The 21,630-nt window shown below is 35.8% G+C and carries 18 protein-coding genes and 1 tRNA gene; 11 read left to right on the top strand and 8 right to left on the bottom strand.

From position 1 onward, the window contains the following. Nucleotides 1–36: 36 nt before the first annotated feature. A tRNA-Met gene (locus EDF66_RS05400) sits at nucleotides 37–109 on the bottom strand. Nucleotides 110–223: 114 nt separating this feature from the next. Between EDF66_RS05400 and era the strand changes: the two genes are divergently transcribed. Next, nucleotides 224–1,102, top strand: a complete 879-nt coding sequence (gene era, locus EDF66_RS05395) for a GTPase Era (protein ID WP_132769161.1) — start codon at nucleotides 224–226, stop codon at nucleotides 1,100–1,102. A gap of 107 nt (nucleotides 1,103–1,209) precedes the next feature. On the opposite strand, the gene uvrC is transcribed toward era, so the two are convergent. Continuing rightward, complete coding sequence (uvrC, locus tag EDF66_RS05390) at nucleotides 1,210–3,012, bottom strand: excinuclease ABC subunit UvrC (RefSeq protein ID WP_132841106.1); 1,803 nt, start codon at nucleotides 3,010–3,012, stop codon at nucleotides 1,210–1,212. Nucleotides 3,013–3,085: 73 nt separating this feature from the next. Next, the gene (locus tag EDF66_RS05385; RefSeq protein ID WP_132841104.1) at nucleotides 3,086–5,341 is read right to left on the bottom strand and encodes a transglycosylase domain-containing protein; all 2,256 of its coding nucleotides are present in this window, start codon (nucleotides 5,339–5,341) and stop codon (nucleotides 3,086–3,088) included. A gap of 462 nt (nucleotides 5,342–5,803) precedes the next feature. Between EDF66_RS05385 and EDF66_RS05380 the strand changes: the two genes are divergently transcribed. Continuing rightward, nucleotides 5,804–7,021: a TCR/Tet family MFS transporter gene (locus tag EDF66_RS05380; RefSeq protein ID WP_132769166.1), complete on the top strand. Its 1,218-nt coding sequence runs from the start codon at nucleotides 5,804–5,806 to the stop codon at nucleotides 7,019–7,021. Here EDF66_RS05380 and ispF read toward each other — a convergent pair. Next, complete coding sequence (gene ispF, locus EDF66_RS05375) at nucleotides 7,018–7,497, bottom strand: 2-C-methyl-D-erythritol 2,4-cyclodiphosphate synthase (protein ID WP_021190240.1); 480 nt, start codon at nucleotides 7,495–7,497, stop codon at nucleotides 7,018–7,020. The genes EDF66_RS05380 and ispF overlap by 4 nt on opposite strands. A gap of 170 nt (nucleotides 7,498–7,667) precedes the next feature. Then, nucleotides 7,668–8,492 (bottom strand): glycogen/starch synthase, encoded by an 825-nt coding sequence (locus EDF66_RS05370; protein WP_031288421.1) that lies wholly within the window; start codon nucleotides 8,490–8,492, stop codon nucleotides 7,668–7,670. 151 nt (nucleotides 8,493–8,643) lie between these two features. Here EDF66_RS05370 and panC point away from each other — a divergent pair, with 151 nt between their 5' ends. The 9 genes from panC (at nucleotide 8,644) to EDF66_RS05325 (ending at nucleotide 17,488) form a co-directional block, all read left to right on the top strand. Further along, complete coding sequence (panC, locus tag EDF66_RS05365) at nucleotides 8,644–9,489, top strand: pantoate--beta-alanine ligase (RefSeq protein ID WP_132841102.1); 846 nt, start codon at nucleotides 8,644–8,646, stop codon at nucleotides 9,487–9,489. Between the two features lie 57 nt (nucleotides 9,490–9,546). Next, entirely contained in the window at nucleotides 9,547–9,897 is a 351-nt protein-coding gene (panD, locus tag EDF66_RS05360; protein ID WP_031288422.1) for an aspartate 1-decarboxylase, read from the top strand. An 88-nt stretch (nucleotides 9,898–9,985) separates the two neighbouring features. Further along, nucleotides 9,986–10,345, top strand: coding sequence for a hypothetical protein (locus EDF66_RS05355; protein ID WP_243655996.1), 360 nt, complete (start codon nucleotides 9,986–9,988; stop codon nucleotides 10,343–10,345). A gap of 236 nt (nucleotides 10,346–10,581) precedes the next feature. Beyond that, nucleotides 10,582–12,909, top strand: coding sequence for a TonB-dependent receptor domain-containing protein (locus tag EDF66_RS05350; RefSeq protein ID WP_132841100.1), 2,328 nt, complete (start codon nucleotides 10,582–10,584; stop codon nucleotides 12,907–12,909). 28 nt (nucleotides 12,910–12,937) lie between these two features. Further along, the gene (locus EDF66_RS05345) at nucleotides 12,938–13,396 is read left to right on the top strand and encodes a thioredoxin family protein (protein ID WP_165902372.1); all 459 of its coding nucleotides are present in this window, start codon (nucleotides 12,938–12,940) and stop codon (nucleotides 13,394–13,396) included. A gap of 73 nt (nucleotides 13,397–13,469) precedes the next feature. Further along, the gene (locus EDF66_RS05340) at nucleotides 13,470–14,147 is read left to right on the top strand and encodes a hypothetical protein (protein ID WP_132841096.1); all 678 of its coding nucleotides are present in this window, start codon (nucleotides 13,470–13,472) and stop codon (nucleotides 14,145–14,147) included. A 234-nt stretch (nucleotides 14,148–14,381) separates the two neighbouring features. After that, nucleotides 14,382–15,008: an FKBP-type peptidyl-prolyl cis-trans isomerase gene (locus EDF66_RS05335; RefSeq protein WP_132841094.1), complete on the top strand. Its 627-nt coding sequence runs from the start codon at nucleotides 14,382–14,384 to the stop codon at nucleotides 15,006–15,008. A 199-nt stretch (nucleotides 15,009–15,207) separates the two neighbouring features. After that, nucleotides 15,208–16,848: an NAD+ synthase gene (locus EDF66_RS05330; protein WP_132841092.1), complete on the top strand. Its 1,641-nt coding sequence runs from the start codon at nucleotides 15,208–15,210 to the stop codon at nucleotides 16,846–16,848. 76 nt (nucleotides 16,849–16,924) lie between these two features. Further along, the gene (locus tag EDF66_RS05325; RefSeq protein WP_021190250.1) at nucleotides 16,925–17,488 is read left to right on the top strand and encodes a DUF4136 domain-containing protein; all 564 of its coding nucleotides are present in this window, start codon (nucleotides 16,925–16,927) and stop codon (nucleotides 17,486–17,488) included. A gap of 73 nt (nucleotides 17,489–17,561) precedes the next feature. On the opposite strand, the gene EDF66_RS05320 is transcribed toward EDF66_RS05325, so the two are convergent. The 3 genes from EDF66_RS05320 to EDF66_RS05310 all read right to left on the bottom strand — a co-directional run bounded on the left by EDF66_RS05320 (nucleotide 17,562) and on the right by EDF66_RS05310 (nucleotide 21,605). Further along, a complete protein-coding gene (locus EDF66_RS05320; RefSeq protein WP_243655995.1) occupies nucleotides 17,562–18,599 on the bottom strand; it encodes a GntR family transcriptional regulator in 1,038 nt (345 codons plus the stop codon). A 365-nt stretch (nucleotides 18,600–18,964) separates the two neighbouring features. Continuing rightward, on the bottom strand, nucleotides 18,965–20,320 hold the full coding sequence (locus EDF66_RS05315; RefSeq protein ID WP_132841091.1) for an FGGY-family carbohydrate kinase: 1,356 nt from the start codon (nucleotides 20,318–20,320) through the stop codon (nucleotides 18,965–18,967). Between the two features lie 10 nt (nucleotides 20,321–20,330). Then, nucleotides 20,331–21,605, bottom strand: a complete 1,275-nt coding sequence (locus EDF66_RS05310) for a TIM barrel protein (protein ID WP_132841089.1) — start codon at nucleotides 21,603–21,605, stop codon at nucleotides 20,331–20,333. Between the last annotated feature and the right edge of the window lie 25 nt (nucleotides 21,606–21,630).

Here is a 21,630-nt window from a genome sequence, read left to right as displayed (position 1 = left end):
GTCTTGGAGTCTGTGTCTTTCAACAGACTCTTTTAGTAGCGGGAATCAGACTCGAACTGATGACCTTCGGGTTATGAGCCCGACGAGCTACCAACTGCTCCATCCCGCAATATATTTTTAGTTCAATCGTCCTTTTTGTGTTAAAAAGCAAGATATCTTTACCTCCGAATTGGAGCACAAAGATATATTTTGTTTCTTTGTAATCCTAATTAAATTAAAAAAAATGTCGCATAAAGCAGGATTCGTAAGCATCATCGGTAAACCTAATGCAGGTAAGTCTACGCTAATGAACGCTTTAGTGGGTGAAAAGATGTCTATCATCACTCCTAAAGCTCAAACAACAAGACACCGCATTATTGGAATAGTCAATGATGAGGAGCACCAAATTGTCTTTTCAGACACACCTGGTATCATCAAACCAAACTATTCGTTACAAGAATCAATGATGAATTTTGTCCAAGGATCGCTGATCGATGCGGACATTATTTTACTTGTTACAGATATCAATGAAAAATATGATGAAAATGATGTTATTGAGAAATTAAAAAAAACAAGTTCTCCAGTAGCTGTTCTTATCAATAAAATTGACAAGTCTAACGAAGCAGAAGTGATGGCTAAAGTAGAGTTCTGGAAAGAAACGATCAACCCAGAAGTTATTTTTGCGGTATCAGCACTTCTTAATCATAATATCACTGGAGTAATGGACTATATCAAGGAAAAACTTCCTGTACATGCTCCTTACTATGAAAAAGATGAATTAACAGACAAATCAATGCGTTTCTTTGTTTCGGAAATGATTCGCGAAAAAATATTCAAACTGTATGACAAGGAAATTCCTTACAGTACTGAAGTAGTTGTTACATCTTATAAAGAAGAACCTAAGATCACTCGTATCGCTGCAGAAATCATTGTGGAGCGTGATTCACAAAAGAATATCATCATCGGTACCGGTGGATCAATGATTAAAAAAGTCGGCACGTACGCTCGCCAGGATATTGAGGCATTTATTGACAAAAAAGTCTTTCTTGAGGTTTTCGTAAAAGTAATTCCAGATTGGAGAAGTAAGAAAAATTACTTAAAAAGATTTGGTTATGACGACTAATGCTAGAAAATAGTTTTAAGTACAAATGTTAACCAGCATACAAAAGCCCCATTAGTGATCAACTTATTGGGGCTTTTCTCTTAATAAAAAATGCAAGACAAACGCGCTTAATTTCGCTTAAAATATGTTAAAAGTGCCTGTAGCTGTTTTAAGTTCAACACTTTTCTCAACTCTTCTTCTGGAGCCTCTTTAATTTTCTTAACAGATTTAAAGGTAGTCAGTAATTTCTCTACCGTAGTCTTACCTATGCCAGGAATATCTTCGAGTTCAGATACAAAAGTTTTTCGGCTACGTTGATTTCTGTGAAAAGTAATTCCGAACCGATGGGCTTCATCCCGCAAGTGTTGGATGATTTTAAGAGTTTCCGATTTTTTATCCAAATAAAGAGGATATTGATCACCCGGATAATACAGCTCCTCCAGCCGCTTGGCAATACCAATTACTGTAACTTGTTTCTCTATCCCTAATAATCGCAAGCTTTTCAAAGCGGCCCCTAATTGTCCCTTACCCCCATCAATAATGATCAACTGAGGCAAATCACCATCTTCTTCCAAAACCCGCTTATATCGCCTATATACAGCCTCCTCCATCGTGGCAAAATCATTTGGACCTACTACTGTTTTAACATTGAAGTGTCGGTAATCCTTTTTTGATGGCTTACCATCTTTAAAGACTACAATAGCAGATACAGGATAGCTACCTTGAATATTAGAGTTATCAAAACATTCAATATGCTGAGGCAAGACATTTAACCGCAAATCTTTCTTCATCTGCGTTAAAATACGATCTACTCGTACATCTGGATTCAATTTCTCATAATGTAGCAATCGTTCTTTTTTAAAGAACGCTACGTTCTTCAACGATAGATCCAATAATTTTCTCTTTTCCCCTAGTTTTGGAACCGTAAATTTGATCTGATCATTTTCCTGAATATCCAGTTCAAATGGAACGATAATTTCTCGTGATAAGCTTTTAAACCGATCCCGGATCTCAGGAATCGCTAAAGCAAGAAGTTCTTGTTCAGTCTCATCCAGTCGCCGCTTCATTTCAACAGTCTGCGTTTGAATGATCACTCCGTTCATCACTTTTAAATAATTAACAAAAGCATAACTTTCATCCGATGCAATACTGAAAACATCAACATTCGTGATAGATGAATTAACAACCGTAGACTTACTCTGATACAAATCCAGTTTATCTAATTTCATCTTAAAGGAATGCGCCTTTTCGAAATTCATTTCCGATACTGCTGCAGACATCTGCTCTTTAATCCGATTCGTGACAACAGAAATTTTACCATTTAAAATATCTTTAATATCACTCAGATTCTGATCATAATCTTCTTCAGATTGATAACCTTCACATGGACCTTTACAGTTGCCAATCTGATATTCAAGGCAAATTTTGAATTTACCCCTAGCAATATTCTCCTGAGTCAGTGCCAAATTACACGTCCTTAGCGGAAAAAGATCCCGGATTACGTCCAATACAATGTGCATCATCCCTACAGAGGCATAAGGACCATAATACCGAGAGCCATCTTTAATATATTTACGTGTCCAAAAAACTCGGGGAAAGCGTTCATTTTTAATGACAATCCAAGGATAAGTTTTATCATCTTTTAATAATACATTATACTTGGGCTTATGTTTCTTAATCAATGAATTTTCCAGCAACCATGCATCAATCTCCGTATCTACAATAGTAAAAGAAATACGGTTGATCTGACGAACTAATACACGCGTCTTACCGTTATGTTGCGTTTCATTCACAAAATAAGAACCAACCCGATTCCTCAGATCTTTAGCTTTACCGATATAAATCAGGACATCATGTTTATCAAAATACTGATAAACCCCAGGCTTATGTGGAATTCTTTTAAGCTCCTCTTTATAATCAAACACGCTCATATATAACAAATAAGCCAGATAACAAATTTCGAAAAACTCAATTATCTGGCTTTATATCTTTATTTAATAAAATTTAAAAACCTAATCGATCATCATTTAAGTTTGATTCGGAACCTGTACTGTCTGCTCCGGAGCTTCCGCCCCCTCCCCAGTACTTAGAACAGTCAACTACTCGCGTTAGCCCACCTTCAGGAAGTTCAAAATCGCCTTTCGTATACTTGAGGTTTTTATCTGCATATACCTTCTGCATATAGAGTGCAAATACAGGCATTGCTGCTGCAGCTCCCTGCCCGTCTTGCATATTCGCAAAACTAATACTACGATCTTCAGCTCCTGTCCAGACACCTGACACCAGTTCAGGAGTGATCCCGATAAACCAAGCATCAGCATTATCATTGGTTGTACCCGTCTTTCCTCCGATTGGATTCGTCAAATGATATTTCCATTGAATTCGTCTTCCTGTACCTTTCGAGACAACAGATTTTAACATATCTACAATAATATAAGCAGACTCACTGTTCAAAGCCTTAACAACTTTAGGTGCCTTTTCATAAATAGGAGTTCCATTCTTATCTTCGATCCTCAAGATCGCATTAGGTTCAATCCAAGTACCATGATTTACAAATGCCGAATAAGCACCAACCATATCAAATACAGAAGCTTCATATGCTCCAAGTGAAATGGATGGATAGTTCGGGACATCACTGGTAATACCCATACGTTTCGTCAATGCAGCAACCGCCTCCGGTGTAACTTGATTCACCAAATAGGCAGTCGCATAATTCTGAGACAACGCCAATGCATTAGCTAAAGTAATCGGATTCCCACCTTCAGCTGTACCCCTTGGTGTCCAATTTCCATAAGTCTGTTGATAATTTGGAATACTGTAACATGGAGAGTAGCCATTATCAACTGCGACAGCATAAGTAAATGGCTTGGCAGTTGAACCGACCTGTCTCGTCCCCATTTTTACTTGATCATACTTGAAATGCTCAAAATTTATTCCACCGACCCAAGCCTTGATATGTCCAGTTTTTGGTTCCATCGACATCATTGCATTACGTAACATCAATTTATTGTATTTGATAGAATCAATCGGAGCCATAACAGTATCCACAGAACCCTTCCAAGTGAAAATAGACATCGGAACTTTTACCTGAAATGCTTTCTTGATCTCATCTTCAGAAAGTCCATTCTCCTTCAAAACACGGTAGCGTTCAGAACGTCGCATACCTGTCGTCAGTAACTTGGCTTTATCTCCTTTAAAAGGATCCTTATTCTTCCATTGTACAGCAAACTTACCCTGTAAAGATTTCATCCATTCTTTCTGGGCATCTTCAGCATATTGCTGCATGGACATATTAATTGTTGTATAAATTTTCAACCCATCACGATCCAGATCATAAGGTGTACCATCCGATTTGGTAATCGATAACTTTGAAAATTCTTTCTTGATTTCTTCTTTTAATACCGCACGAAAATAAGGTGCTAAACCTTCCCCATAATTGGCGATTTTCAATTGTAATCCCAATGGTTTAGCTTGTGCACTAGCCTCTTCCTCTGTAGAAATGAAATTTGCCTTATTCATATTGTCCAAGACTGTATTTCTGCGCGCTAATGCGTTTTGCGGATACCTGACAGGAGAATAAACGCCCGGACCTTTCAGCATACCCACTAATAAAGCAGCTTGGTCTGCAGTAAGTTTATCAGGAGTTGTATTGAAATAAGTACGTGCGGCTGATTTAATACCATAGGTATTATATGCTCCAAAGTCCACTGTATTGAAATACATGGTGATAATCTCTTCTTTGGTATAATTACGCTCTAAACGAACAGCAGTTATCCATTCCTGAAACTTTTGAATGATACGCTTAGGAGCACTTTTAGCACGACCGTCTGAAAATAAATTAAGAGCTAATTGCTGTGTAATCGTACTCCCTCCTTGTTTATTTCCAGTTAAAGTGTGGAAAATGACCGTAAAAGTACGTGTATAATCAATACCGGAGTGATCGTAAAAACGCTTATCCTCTGTTGAGATCAAGGCATGTATCAAGTAAGGTGACAACTCACTATACTTCACATTTGACCTATTTTGAATATAATAAGTACCTAAAACCTTATTATCTTCCGTTATAACTTCCGAAGCTAAATTACTCTTAGGATTTTCTAAATCACTAAAAGATGGTAACTTTCCAAATAACCCCAGGCGAACACTAAATATAAATAGAAACCCAAAAGCTATTATTCCAATAATAAATTTCCAGAAATTACGTGTGTACCGCTTAATATCTTCTGGTTGCAGTTGGTTTTTTTTTGATTCTCTCTTCATTGAACCTTATTCTTTCTCGATTTGATCATTATAAAATATGATGACATATGCCTCCGCTACAATATCAGATAATGTGCCAAAGATTATGTGCATGACAACAAAGATATTACAAATATTTTGAGGAATCTTCATTCGATACAACATCCGTTAAAAAAACACTGAAAAAGAATCAATTACTACAAAAAAGAAACTTTAAACCAATCGCACATTTCAGTCTTTAAAACCATTTTCTAAATAAAACAGATCGCCTTTGATTGGTTCAAAAACAATCCTTAGGGTATGATCCTAATTTTTCAATATCGCTAAAGCTTGGTATTTCAGAAATTTAGTTTAGATTTAAAAACAAATCAATTGTCTGTCATTCGTGACAGGCAAAAACATATAGATTATTAAAATAAATGATAAAGCTATAGGCCAGTAAATCGTTTAAAAGCCTATCTAAAAAATAAAAAACAGTAAAATATGCAAGTCAACACTTCAAAAAGTCTATTTTTCATTTTTTTAACCGTACTAATTGACGTCATTGGTTTAGGTATTATTATACCTGTAATGCCTAAATTAATTGAAGAATTGATTGGCGGCACATTAAGTGATGCATCGCGATATGGTGGTTTGCTCATGTTTTGTTATGCATTAACTCAATTCTTCTTTGCATCTGTGTTAGGTAATCTCAGTGACCGATTTGGTAGAAGACCCATCCTGTTAATATCACTCTTAGGCTTTTCTATCAACTATTTACTCATGGGGTTAGCTCCAACCATCCTGTGGTTATTCATCGGTAGGTTTATAGCAGGTATTACAGGAGCCAGCTACACAGTAGCTGCTGCATTTATAGCAGATATCAGTTCGCACGAGAAAAAAGCTCAGAATTTCGGATTATTGGGAGCTGCATTTGGCTTAGGTTTTATAGTAGGTCCATTGCTAGGTGGGTTATTAGGGCATTATGGTGCCAGAATACCTTTTTTCGCCGCAGCATTATTAAGTTTTTTAAATTTCTTATATGGTTATTTTTTCATTCCAGAATCATTAAAAAAAGAAAACAGAAGACCTTTCAGATGGAAAAATGCAAATCCGGTAGGTGCTTTCAAGCAACTTGCGAAATACCCGCATCTAAAACAATTATTTTTTTGCATCTTTCTGATAAACATCTCTTCTCATGCCGTACAAAGTACTTGGTCATATTACACCATGGAAAGATATCAATGGGATGAAAGAATGGTTGGTATCTCTTTGGGTTTTATAGGTATGTTGTTGGCTATAGTTCAAGCCGGATTGATTCGAATTATTATTCCAAAATTGGGATTAGAAAAAAGTATTTTAATCGGATCTGGACTCTACGTGATATCGATGCCCTTAATGGGGATGGCATACGCTCCATGGTTAATTTTCCTAGCCGTAATACCATATGTATTTGCGGGAATCGCAGGTCCAGCTATCCAGAGCCTTGTATCCAACGAAACGCCATCGAATGAGCAGGGACAGATACAAGGTGGATTAACAAGTATTATTAGCTTAACAGCCATTATAGGCCCTCCCGTCATGAGCTGGTTGTTTGCTCACTTTACAGATAAAAAAGAAGCTCTCTATTTACCAGGAGCTCCTTTCTATCTAGGATTCGTACTTACAGCAATCAGTTTTATTGTTGCCTGCTTCTTTTTTAAAAAGAAACAGAAAGTTTAAGCTTTTTCGATCAAACAAACAGCATATGCTACTACCCCCTCTTGTCTTCCGACAAATCCCATGGATTCATTGGTCGTTGCTTTGATCGAAATATCATCAACGTCCAAACCTGAGGCCTCCGATATTTTGGCCTTCATCTGTCCGATATACGGTTTAATTTTAGGAGCTTCCAGGCATAACATAGCATCAATGTTGCCTATGGTATACCCCTTATCTCCAATTAGCTTAACACAATGTTTCAGTAAAACAAGACTGCTAATACCTCTCCATTGCTCATCTGTATTTGGGAAATGATAACCAATATCCTCTAAATTTGCGGCCCCCAGGAGCGCATCACAAATGGCATGAGCCAAAACATCCGCATCCGAATGGCCGAATGCACCAGCATGATGATCCAATTCCACTCCACCTACTATAAATGGATGCCCCTCTTCTAATTGATGGACATCAAAGCCAAAACCAACTTTAATTTTCATAATAAAGCTAAGGTAACATTTTAAATTATCATCCTGCCATTAAATCACCGCAAGACCTATTTGTTAACTATCAGATTTTAATCTAATATAGAAGAAGCCCTCACTGATGATATATCACAAAAAAAGCGTCTAATTTCTTAGACGCTTTTTAAATACGTTTAATTTCTACATTAAACCGTTGTTTCTTCTTCTACAGGAGCAAATTGATCAAAAAGATCATTGAAAGCTTCATAATCTTCATCACCATTAGGTTCAAAGACCTGAATTCCTTTTTCTTTTGCATATGCTAAAATTTCTGGATTAACACCCTCCTCAGCTACAACCGCTACATCGGTGAAGTCCAAAGCACCTTTATAGATGTTGACATAACTACCGTCACCATAACTAGCAACATCATCTTTTGTCAATGCACCTTCAGGGGCAATTTCTCTGTATTTATCGCCTAAAGTTCCGGAGAACTCTTCGTTATACAACGAATACATCACTTTGGCACCTTTAAAAGTAGGATCATCTTTATATGTCGTCTTTAAATAAGCCGGCACTAATGCTGAAAACCAACCGTGGCAATGTACCACATCTGGTGACCAACCTAACTTCTTAACCGTTTCCAGTGCTCCTTTACAGAAGAACACAGAGCGCTCATTGTTATCATTAAAAAATTCTCCATTCTCGTCACGAAAAACTTTTTTCCGCTGAAAATAGTCTTCATTATCCAAGAAGTAAACCTGCATGCGTGCCGCAGGCAATGAAGCTACCTTAATGATTAGCGGATTGTCATTGTTATCCACCACAATGTTTAAGCCTGACAGACGAATTACCTCATGCAATCTATTTCTACGCTCATTAATATTACCAAAACGAGGCATAAGAATACGGATTTCAAATCCTTTCTCTTGCATAGCCTGCGGCAATTGACGCGTGATTTCAGAAATTTTAGTTAATTCGAGGAAAGGCGACATCTCGTGGGTTATAAACAATATCTTCGTTTTTGCCATCTCCAGTTTTTATTTATTTTATTTTTATTAGAACAGTAAAATCGGTCTACAAAGATACAAAAAATATCCCGACAATACAATTCCTTACAAATCATCGTTTTATATTCACAAATATATTCCCCACTTTTGCCCTGTATTAAAATTTCTAAAAGTGAGAATTTTCGAGACTAAAAAAGAGCTCCAAGATTACCTGGAAACAGCACGAATCAACAAACAAAAAATAGCTCTTATCCCAACAATGGGTGCACTGCATGAAGGACATATCTCTTTACTGAATTATGCAAAACCTTTATCAGATGTCACCGTTTGCAGTATCTTTGTCAACCCGACACAATTTAACGATCCAAAGGATTTAGAAAAGTATCCAAGGCCCATCGAGCATGATATCGCATTATTAGAAGCTGCTCATTGTGATGCCTTATTCTTACCTACCGTAGAAGAGATGTACCCTGATCCAAATGAAAAATGGCACATCGATCTAAACGGATTAGATGCAATATGGGAAGGGAAAATGAGACCGGGGCACTTTCAAGGTGTAACGCAAGTCGTTTATAAATTATTCGCCTTAGTGCAACCAGATATTGCATGCTTTGGACAGAAAGACTTCCAACAGGTCATGGTTATTGAACATATGATCAAAGTAAAGCAATTACCGATCACCATTGCATTATGCCCAATCATCCGAGATGAAAATGGTCTCGCTTTAAGTTCAAGAAACATGCGCCTCTCATCAAATGGTAAAATACAAGCGTTAGCTTTGTCCAAAACACTTCTGTATATCAAAAATAACTTTGGAAAGATACCCTTACTTCAATTAAATAAACAGGCAACAGAACTATTGAACTCCAGCGAAGGTATTACCTTAGAATATCTCGCTATTTGCGAAACAACGACATTGAAAGAAATCAAAACAATTGAACAAGATAAACAATATGTAGCACTTGTCACTGCGTGGGTCGAAGATGTACGTCTTATTGATAACATGATTTTGAATTAAATGTCACATTATACTTATTAACTTTACATTTTTACAAGAAAAATCTAACTTTGCCACATGTTTATAGAGGTAATGAAATCTAAAATCCACCGTGTTCGGGTTACACAGGCCGAGCTTAATTACGTTGGTAGTATCACAATTGATGAGGATTTAATGGATGCAGCAAATATTATTGCAAACGAAAAAGTTCAAATCGTTAACAATAACAATGGCGCTCGTTTAGAAACATATGTTATTCCTGGAAAAAGAGCTTCCGGTACCATCTGCTTAAATGGCGCTGCAGCAAGATTAGTTCAAGTGGGTGATATTGTGATCATCATATCGTATGCACAAATGGAAATGGAGCAAGCTAAAAAACATATTCCTAGCTTGGTTTTTCCAGATGACAACAATCAACTGATAAAATAATATTTAAATAATACACTTTCAATAGAAAGCTACGTTTATTTTCAATAATTTAGCACTCGTATTAAGCGGGTGCTTTTTTATTACCTACATGTCAAAGAATATACATATCAGAAAAATCTTAGCATCAATGCAATTGGCATTGATCAGCTTGATCATTATTTCTGGTGTTATTTTCATGCACAAAGAGGTAAAATCAAACGGAGAGATTGTCATGCACAATCACCCTTACGATTTTACAAACGATCAGCCCAGACCGCAAGAATCCGACGATCAAATTGATTTCCTCAATGTCGTCTACAATCAAAACTTTGTTCAAAGTGAATTTATCGTTTTTGAACAGCCCATTCGAACTATCGTTCATATCTACAGTTATCAAGTCTACACACCAGTTGTCACCAATCGTGTCGTCGATCACGCTTTCTTAAGGGGTCCCCCAGATTTTGCTTAAAATAAAATTAGTTATTGCATTCATCCTTATTATCAAGACGAATGCTATTCGCCGTGCGATAGCAAATCGCATTGCGTCGTGCTGTAATTTATTAATTATTTCAAGCAAATAATGTAACCATAGTGGGCATAGCTAGTATGAAAATATTCATGGAGCAGGCATTCGCCTTGCTTCGTACTGATATTTTACACCTCCCATGATAGGTTCATTACAATTAAAAGGACAAATACACTCCAATGAGAAATATCAATCTACTGATCATCATGATGATGATCAGTATGCATACATATGCGCAACATACATTAAAAGGTAAAATCAGTAACAATGACGGTAAAGGTATAGTTGGAGCAACTATCAACATCGAAAATGGTCTTCACTCGACCGTTTCTGATACCGCAGGTTATTTTGAATTTCAAAAACTAACTAAACAAAAACAAAATATACAGATTACCGCTGTTGGCTATCAAACCCTCAAACAGCTGATATTGCTGACAGATTCCACCGTACACTTTAAATTAAATACAGACAACCTGCATTTGAATGAAGTCGTTGTAAGCGCAACCCGATATGGTGTCAGTAAAAAGGAAGCACCAGTTATTGTGCAGGTATTAGGCCCTAAACTTTTTCAGGCTACACAATCTGTAGCTATGTCCGAAACACTAAACTATCAACCAGGAGTAAGGGTAGAGAACAACTGTCAAAACTGCGGTTTTTCACAAGTCCGCCTTAACGGTTTAGAAGGTGCCTATTCACAGATCTTGATCAACAGCAGATCCGTATTCAGCGCACTAAACAGTGTATATGGTTTAGACCAACTTCCAACCAGTATGATCGACCGCATCGAAGTCATTCGAAGTGGAGGTTCTGCCCTATTTGGAGCAAATGCAATTGCCGGTACCATTAATATCATTACTAAAGATCCTGTCGAAAATGATTGGCAGATTAAATCTACCAACTCGTTAATCGGCGGTAGCAGTTGGGATAATACGGTAGACTTCAACACCTCTTACGTAGATGAAGACCTTAAAACAGGTGTTACCTTTTATGGTATGCATCGGAATCGTCAACCATTTGATAAAAATAAGGACGGATTTTCGGAGATAACAGAACTTAACAATACCACATTCGGAACAAAAGCATTTTTCAAACCTTCCGATGTCAATAAAATAACAGTAGATTTCAGTACCATACAGGAATTTAGAAGAGGAGGAGACCAATTTAACAAATCACCCCATTTTACAGCCATCACAGAACAACTGGAAACCAATTCATTGATTGGTGGTATCACTTACGATCATTATTTAGCAGACTATAAACAAAAAATCTCCGTGTATGCTTCCGGCCAAAAAACAAAACGTAAAAGTTTTTACGGGGGACTGGGCGAAGCGCCCACTGCAACAGATAGTTTAAGAGCCGCAAATTCTTATGGAGACACAGATGATTTGTCTTTTGTTACAGGAACACAGTACACAAACAATTTTGAGGATGATGTCTTTACCAGCGGTATTGAGTTCAACTACAACAAAACAAATGATCAGATTCCCGGATATCAACGTATCATCGATCAAAAAACAAAAGGAATAGGAACTTATGCCCAATACGAATGGAAGCCAGTATCCTCTTTCAAAGCATTAATAGGAATGCGATACGACTACATCTTCGTCGACGGAAATTATCAGCTCCAACAAGTGGAACGTAGCAGTCAGAAGAATTTTGGATCTTGGAACCCACGATTAACCATCTTATACGATATCAATAGTAATATTCAATTTCGTGGCGGCTATGCACGCGGCTTCCGTGCCCCACAAGCTTTCAATGAAGATATGCATGTGACTTCCATCGGAGGAAAACAGGTTTTTGTATTAATTGGAGAAGACCTAAAAACAGAATATTCAAATGCTTATACCGGATCGTTCAATTTCAGCAGAAATTTTGGCAATACGCAAACAAGCCTTTTAGTGGAGGGCTTCTATACACAGTTGAATAATCCATTTACGACAGTCTTGAAATCAGAATCCAATGACATTATGATTGAAGAAATGCGTAACGGTACAGATGCCTATGTATACGGAACAAACCTAGAACTTAATGTAGCCCCTTCAAGTATATTTAGTCTACAAGCTGGTGGTACGATACAACGCTCGCGATACCAATCGGCACAACTGATAGCTGAAGCTAAAACAGGTCAAGAAGCCATTTTGTCCAAAGATTTCTTACGTACGCCAAATGTCTATGGCTACTTAAATGCCAATTGGAAAGCAACTAAGAAATTCGCAGTTGACCTAACAGGAGTTTACACCGGAAAAATGAAGATCTCGCATATACAAGAAGAAATCATGAGCCTCAAAAAAACGAGGGATTTTATGGAGCTGAATGCACGGTTAGGATACACTTTTGCTGTTCACAAAGATTTTAACCTTGAATTATTTGCAGGTGTACAAAATATGTTCAACGCATTCCAAAAAGATTTCGATAAAGGCGCTAATCGTGATTCAAATTATATTTACGGTCCGACAAAACCACGCACAATAACCTTTGGAGTAAAAATTGGCCATTTTCATTAATCCCATTTATTAAAGAAAGATGAAGCATATGCACAAATTTGTTTTATTAATGACCATTATCCTTTATCCGCTCAGCCATTATGGTCAAGAGCGGATAATTTGGACCTCTTTTCAACAATTAGACTCTTTATTAAGCATAGCACCAAAAGAAACAATCATCTTCATTCATACCGACTGGTGCAGCTACTGCAGAAAAATGGATAAAGAAGTCTTTTCAAAAAAAGAAATCTATGACCGCTTAAACAAAGATTTTTATCTAGTTGAATTAGATGCGGAGACGGTTGAAGACATCACTTTCGATCAGCAAGTATGGAAATCAAAAACTCCAAAAAAAAATACCGGACAATATCATCCCTTAGCATTACTCTTATTAACCAACCAAAAGATGGTTTTCCCGAGTCTCCTGCGTTATGATCAAACATTTAAATTAAAAAGTATTAAGCAAAAATATCTAAGCCCAAAAGAGTTAGCGAATTTTTTAAGATAATTTAACATCTCGCTGTAGCGAAACCGAAAAACACAACGTTTAAGTGGTAATATAAGATACAATTTAAAAAATTATGAAAAAATTTACGAAATTTTTAATGGCATTTTTATGCATGGGGATAGTTTTTGCTTCCTGTAACAAAAATGATTTCGATTATGAGAAAGCTGAAAGAGAGCAAATTGAAAAAGCAAGATTAGAAAAAGTACGCAGAGATTCATTAAAAAGAATACAAGCTCCTTTATTAGAGCAATATGCAAAAACCAAATGGGGAGATAAAGCTAAATATTCCGATTCAACTGGAATCTGGTATAAAGTAGAGTTAGCGGCTGGAAATGAAACACCATATGTATACAAGGGTACTGTTAACGGTTATGGACAAGCTGGGTTAACTCCTTGGGCAGCAACCTTAAATTTCAAAGGAGAATTGATGAATGGAACTGTATTTGACAAAAATACAGATGGTGTTCCTAAAGTCTACGATAATATCGCTACAGCAATTAACATTTATGGACAAGCATGGATTCAAGCATTTGTACCAACTATTGTTAATATCCAAGGCAAGGATGTAAGATTTGAGGGATTATTACCAAAAGGTTTGCAAAAAAATGATAAAATTAGTTTTATTTCACCATCTTATTTTACTTTTGACCAAGTAGAATATACAAAAGGTAGCGAAAAAGTAACTGTTCCTAAAAATACTCCAGTTGTTTACACAATTGAGTTGAAAACTATTGGCAATACTGGTTCGTAATTAATACAAATCAATAATAGCATAAAAAAATGGTCCTTTACATGATGTAAAGGACCATTTTTTTATATAAAATTTCCAAAAGAAAACTATTATTAAAGAACAAAGTGACAAGACCTTTTCAAATAAAAAGTTCCCATATACTTTACTTGCTTTAAAATTCTTTTGTACCTTGTAGCACATCTAAACAATTGAACGTTTTAACCGGTATAATAACAGTAATTAGTAAAGAAATTTATGAAAAATTTTACAAAAATCTTTTTTGGAATGTTGGCAATGATTATTGCTTTAGCATCTTGCAGTAAATCAGACGATTTTTCGAAATTAGCGGAAGAACAAAGAATTAAAGATTCTATCGAAAATGCGAGAATCCAAAATTTACTAAAAGAACAGGCTCCTCAGTTGAAATCATTTGCTATCAAAAACTTCACGAATCCCAAATTAGATACAGCAACAGGTATATGGTATGATTTAATTGCTGAAGGCGAAGAGGCTTCATACACTTATCAATTCTATTCCAATGGAACACTTATATTTCCAACAGTAGTAACCAAATATAAAGTAAATTTGCTTAATGGGGCAGATAAAGGTGTACTTGTTGATGAATCTAAAGAGGACAGTCCAGCAACATTTACATTAAATGGTGTAATTTCCGCATGGAAAATTGCCTTCTTTCCAAAGAAAATGTCATTTCAAGGAAGAGAAGCAAATATTGGGGGCTTAACAGCAAAAGGATTAAAAAAGGGCGGAAAAATCAAATTTGTCGCGCCGTCTCCATTCGGATATGATCAAGTTGCAAAAGATAAAGTTCCAGCAAACTCACCGTTATATTCTGAAATTGAAGTAGTTTCAATTAGCAATTAAATGGCGTTTGGGAGATTTATTTCTTCTAAAATTTTAAACGAATACACGAAGCAGGATCTTTACTTACGTAAAGATCCTGTTTGTTTTTAATTCACGATCAAAAACTAAAATAAAAAAACAATAGTATCAAAAAGTAGTCTAAAAAACTTCTTATCTTGCTCTTCATATCAGTATACCATTCAAAAACAAAGACGCAAAAATGAAAATAGCTTTAGCCCAGTTAAATTATCATATCGGCAACTTCAGTTCCAACACTGCAAAAATTATTACTGCTATTGAAAATGCAAGAGCACAACAAGCTGAAATTATTGTTTTTTCTGAATTAGCAATTGGCGGCTACCCAGCAAAGGATCTTTTGCAAAATGCAACATTCTTAAAACAGTGTAACGAATCTATTACTACCATTGCATCACATTGCCAAGATATTTTATGCATTATCGGAGCGCCTGTCCCCAATACAGACCCAGAAGGTAAAGCACTGTACAATGCTGCAGTTTGTTTAGAAAAAGGAAAGATTACACACATTAGTAAAAAAGGACTACTTCCTAACTATGATGTTTTTGATGAATATCGTTACTTTGAACCTAGCAGAAAATTCGCATGTTTCACCTATAAAAAAACAAAAATAGCATTGACCATTTGTGAAGATTTATGGGATGACGATCAAGGAAATAATTCCTACGTTGGTGACCCCATGAACGAATTACTTCAAGAAAGCCCAGATTTGCTGATCAATATTGCAGCTTCGCCTTTTTCTTATGTCCATTATCAAGATCGTGTTGCTGTTTTGAAAGCACAAGTGGCAAAAGCAAAACGTCCGCTCATCTATGTCAACCAAGTTGGCGCACATATGGATATAATTTTTGACGGAAGATCACTGGCTATTGATGAAAATGGAGCAATTTGCTGTGAATTAAAAAAATTCGAAGAAGATTTACAGATTATAGAATATAGAGATCAAACCATAAAAGCGACAACAGCATTTACGGTACCCCACGATCAGGAAATAGAACTGATTCACGACGCACTGCTATTAGGTTTACGTGATTATTTTCACAAATCTGGTTTCAAAAAAGCAGTCTTAGGCCTTTCCGGTGGATTAGATTCAGCACTAGTTGCCGCATTAGCCTGTGAAGCATTAGGTTCAGAAAATGTACTTGCAATATTGCTTCCTTCTATTTATTCATCCGACCATTCCATTCAAGACGCATTAGATCTCGTAAAAAATACCAATTGCGCACATCATATCATTCCAATAAAAGATATTACGCAGGCCTACGAAACAACATTAGCTCCCTTTTTTGAAGGGCAAAAAGCGGGTGTTGCCGAAGAAAATATCCAGGCACGTACCAGAGGTACGTTATTAATGGCAATTTCCAACAAATTTGGTCATATCGTTTTAAACACTTCAAATAAAAGTGAAGCAGCGGTAGGTTATGGCACCTTATATGGAGATATGGCAGGATCGATTTCAGTAATAGGAGACGTATATAAATCAAAGGCCTATGATCTCGCCCGATACATTAACCGAAATAAGGAAATTATCCCATCTAATACAATTGAAAAAGCACCTTCTGCAGAATTAAGACCCGATCAAAAGGATTCAGATTCCTTACCACCATATGATTTACTGGATGAAATATTATTCCTATATATCGAAAAACAAAAATCAAAAGAGGAAATTTTAGATCAAGGTTATGATCTTAATATTGTTGAAAAAATTATAAAACTAGTTAATAATGCCGAATTTAAAAGATTTCAGGCTCCTCCAATACTGCGCATTAGTCCAAAAGCTTTTGGTCCAGGCCGTTCGATGCCATTAGTTGCCTTTTATCAATAATTTTTTACTGATATAATTAAACTTTTAACATTTACATTTGTCTAACACTAAGAAAATAATATAAATCCTATTGGTCATGAAAAAAATAATTTATTTCTTATTTGCAAGTCTAATTCTTGCATCTTGTGCCTCATATCAATATAATACGATGCGCGACGAAAAAGTAGATTTTTCGCAATATCGTACTTATGGCTGGTTACCACCTGTCGATTCGTTATCAAAATCATATTTTGATAATGATATTGCAAGAACAAATATATTAGACGCGAGCAACAGTGAATTACAAGCAAGGGGCTTATCTTACAGTAAGGATAATCCAGATTTGTTATTCCGTTATATAACAATTGTCAATAACAAAAGTCGTTTAGTATATGGATCCTCATATGCTTATGGAGGTCCATGGGGTTGGTACAGACCGTGGTTTTCTCCTTATTATGGTTATTATTCAACATATCCTGTAGCCAAAGAACGTTACCGCTATGCGCACTTAATCATAGAAGCTGTAGATCGTAAAACAAATAAAGTTGTTTGGCAAGCACGTGGATCTGGCGAAGTTAATAGTCCAGAAAAAGCGGCAACTAATGTTGCTAAGGTTGTTAAAGGAGTATTTAAACAATATCCTCTAACCCTAAAAAAATAACACTGTAATCGTGATCAAAAGTATTAAAGCCATGAGAAAACTCATGGCTTTATTCATAATATAATATATGCTTTTATATAGAAGCTCGAATCTTGATATTAAATGGGACTTCAAGCCGATCTTTGGAGTTATTTTTAATGAGATTTGCCGCCATCCTACCCATTGTTTCAAAATCAGTTGATATGGTTGTAATTCCATTCAAAATAAATTTCTTTAACGGCGTTTCATTATATGAAATAACACCAATATCTTTACCTATCACCAGATTTTTTTGTTGAATCTTATTCAGTAGTTTTACTAGATCATCTTCGATAATATTGATATAACAAGTCCCTATTACGACTTTTTCTTTATTCAATTCCGATACCAGCTCATGATCAAAAGCATACTGCTGACAAAATTTATAAAAACCCTTTATAATTGCTTTTGGAAAATCACTATGATCGGGAAAAACCAATTTTATCATTTTATATTTACTTAAAACTTCGCTCGCTTTTTCCAACGCTAAGTAAATATCCTGTTCATAATTCTCATAAACCGCTGGAAAATCGCCCGGTACATCATCCACAAATCGTCCTAATAACATTAATTTATCGCTTGGTATTCTACGAATAATATCCGGCGCTTTATCTCGTCCCTCCCTAAAATGTGGAAATAGTACATAATAGTCATATGTTTTGGTCAGATTCGATAATAGGTTCTTGAGATAGGAAAGGTCTGAATTATAGACAAATAAATCCAGATCAGCAAAATCGCCTAACTCCTTAGCAAATGAATCATACACTATTTTTTTGTGAACACTCAATTTATTCAGAAACAATGCAATTTTACATTTGGATTGAATATCTGTTTTATTGACATAGTATCCCTTGCCTGGATTAGATGCAATAATTTCATGCTTTTTTAAATAGCGATAAGCCTTTTCAACCGTGTCTCTAGATATTTCAAGATAAGCACTGGATTCATTAATTGAAGGAAGCATTTCATTCTTCTTAAGTCTCTCATTTTTTACTGCATCAATGATAGTATTCGCCAATTGGAGATATTTGGGAGTTGCTGAAAAATCACTAATCTCCAGTGTCATTAGAAACTGAGCAGTTGAATTGGTCATTTTAAAATTTAGATTAATCACTAAAATAACAATTAATTAGCATAAAATTTTAAAAAAGTTAAACTCAAAGACCATTCATATTTTTAATATTTCACTTTTTTAAATATTTGTTACTCTGCACCATAGCAGTATAGGATCAAAATTATGGTCAATCGTCTTAAACGTATTCTAGTAAAAAATCTGTTACCCTATTAATGATGAGTTAAAAACCTGCAAGCTCGTTTACCTAATCACTTTAAAAAAAAAATTATTTTTAAAGGGCTTTTCACGCTCTCCTTTTAAAAACCCTTTATCTTTAAGAAAATGGGCAAGTGATTACACTCGCCCATTTTTATTCACAGCTCAGATCTTAAACAATTAAAATTTCATTTATTTCTAAAATACCGCAATGCAATAAGGTCATTCGGTATCGCCAGTTCATTCCAATGGTCATGGATAGCTAGCGCTGCGCCCAATGCTGTTGCCTGAGCCATTGAGGCACCAAAAACTTCGACTTCAGGAAATTCTTTTGCCAGAAGACTCATATAAATATGGTTCTTACTAAACCCACCATCTACAAATATTCTAGAGATCTTATTAGCATCTAAAACTAGTTTTGTTGATTCCACTTGGGCTTTGATGAGGTGTAAAATTAAACTATGGTAAGCTTCTTCATAATTATGGAAACGATCAAGCTCAATCGTCGAAAATGCTACTAAATCCACAACCACAGACTCTTTCATTAATTTTTCTATGATCCGTCGATTAAGTTGAAGATTACGAAACTTTGCTGTAGTAACATGAAAGAAATCAGCAATTCGCTTAGCTTGCAGTTCATGTTCATAACCTGCAAATAACCTCGAAGCCTTAACTGGCTTTCCCAAATAAGATTGATAAAACAAACAATCCTTTTTTAATTCACAAGAAGTTAGGGCACTATTGTTAAATGGATTAAACGAAATACACCAAGTTCCCGTAGATATCAATACAAATGGTTCATCAAAATTGAATAAATAAGGAATTAACGCCGAAGAACTATCATGAAGCCCCGCTCCTACTCTAAAAGAACTACCCGGAAAAGCACCATCAAAAACTTCATCTCCTTCAACAATTGGAGCTAAAACCTTTGTAATACCCTCATCTTGAACCCATTTATGATACTCATTTTTTTCAAAATCCCATAAAGCAGTATGACACCCGATACTGGTCATATCTGAGTAGAATTTTCCAGAAACCAGAAAACTTAAATATTGAGGCAAATGCAAAGCAAAATTGACATGTTTATAAATTTCTGGATGTTCCTTTTTTAATCGAAGAATTTGGAAACCTGAATTTAAACTACCTAAAGTTGGCGATGAAGTCGTTAAAGAAAAATGTTCCTCTCCTCCATACTTATTATGCAACTCCTGTTGAATAGTAACAGGAAATTCTTTTAGATAATTATATAAAGGAGTCAAGGGTCTACCATTTTCGTCAAGATATACAACGCTAGCCCCGTATGATGTAAAATTAATCGCTTTAATTTCAAATTCATTTTTTCTAAATACCTCATGAAGTGAATCAAAAACCGATAATCTAAGACTTTCAAGATTTTCACACGGATCCCCGTCCTCATCCTTTGTTTCTAAAAATCTTGTTGAACGTTCAAATACAATTTGGTAATTAGAATCAAATAGAAAAAGCTTTTTGTTGGTTTTACCAACATCGAAAATAGCAACTACAGGAATTTTATCGTTATTCATTCTTAAAACTTTATAACCCTGTTGCAATAGTTCGTAAACCTCTCTCTGCGATCAACTTATCACGTAATTTTTCCTCCTCAAATAATAATAATGGATTTAAAGCTGCACCACTCCTCAACCTAGATTCAGCAACCAATGGCCTTACATCGGTACGAAATGCATCTTGAAGAATTTCTTGTGATTTTACAACATCATTCGCTTGTTGAGCTGCCTTGAGTGCAACACGATCGATAAGTAATGCTTGTGCATAAGCAATTTTAATGGCTTCAACAGATTGCAATAAGTCCACTAAAGGATCTTTAAGATTATGTGACGCATCAATCATCCAGCCTAAGCCAGTAGCGTGTTCCATTCCATTCAGATCCATGCCATCAATTAATTCATTAAAAATCAGAAAAAGCTGATATGGCTTAATACTCCCCGCTGTTAAATCATCATCGGCATATTTACTATCATTAAAATGAAAACCGCCCAGCTTTCCCTCCATTAACAACAATGATACAATCTGTTCAATATTAGCATTTGGTAAATGGTGTCCCAAATCCACTAATGTATATGCTTTAGGACCCAGCTTATTTGCCAATAGTAGAGACTGCCCCCAATCTCCAATGGTCATCGAATAAAAATAAGGTTCGAAAGCTTTATACTCGATAAACAATTTCCAATCCTCGGGTAAGTGTTTATAGATTTCCTGCAAGCTGGATAACGTATTCTGAAAAGCCTCACGGAAATTCAATTGACCAGGAAAAGATGAACCATCAGCTAACCAAACAGTCAAAGCCTTTGAACCGAGAGCTTTTCCATAATTGATAACCTCTATATTATGATCAATAGCCTGCTTGCGAACCTTAGGATCGACATGATGCAAAGATCCATACTTATAACTATGTTCCTGCTGTGGTTGATCTTGAAAAGTATTGGAATTAACAGCATCGAACGTGATATTTAAAGAACGTGCCAATTCTTTCATTCTTGCGGTGTCTTCTGGAATATCCCAAGGTATATGTAAGGAAATAGCTCCGCTAGATTTATTAAGAGCATGTAGCAGACCAACATCTTCAAACTTTTGCTCCAAACTCCCTGGCTCGCCAGGGCCAGAAAAACGTCCGAAGCGTGTACCACCTGTCCCTAGTGCCCAACTTGGTATCCCGATCTGAAATTTCTGAAGTTTAGCAATAAGCTCCTCAACATCATCAATATCTTGGGAAATAAATTCAAATGCTCGATTATGTTTTTTTTCTAATTTATTATTGTGCTTTTCTATCAATTGTTGATCTAAAATCATATTAAAAAATGGTTATTGGTTAAAA

The sequence above is a fragment of the Sphingobacterium sp. JUb20 genome (assembly GCF_004342035.1).
GTDB lineage: Bacteria > Bacteroidota > Bacteroidia > Sphingobacteriales > Sphingobacteriaceae > Sphingobacterium > Sphingobacterium anhuiense.
This window is presented reverse-complemented; position numbering and strand designations above follow the sequence as displayed.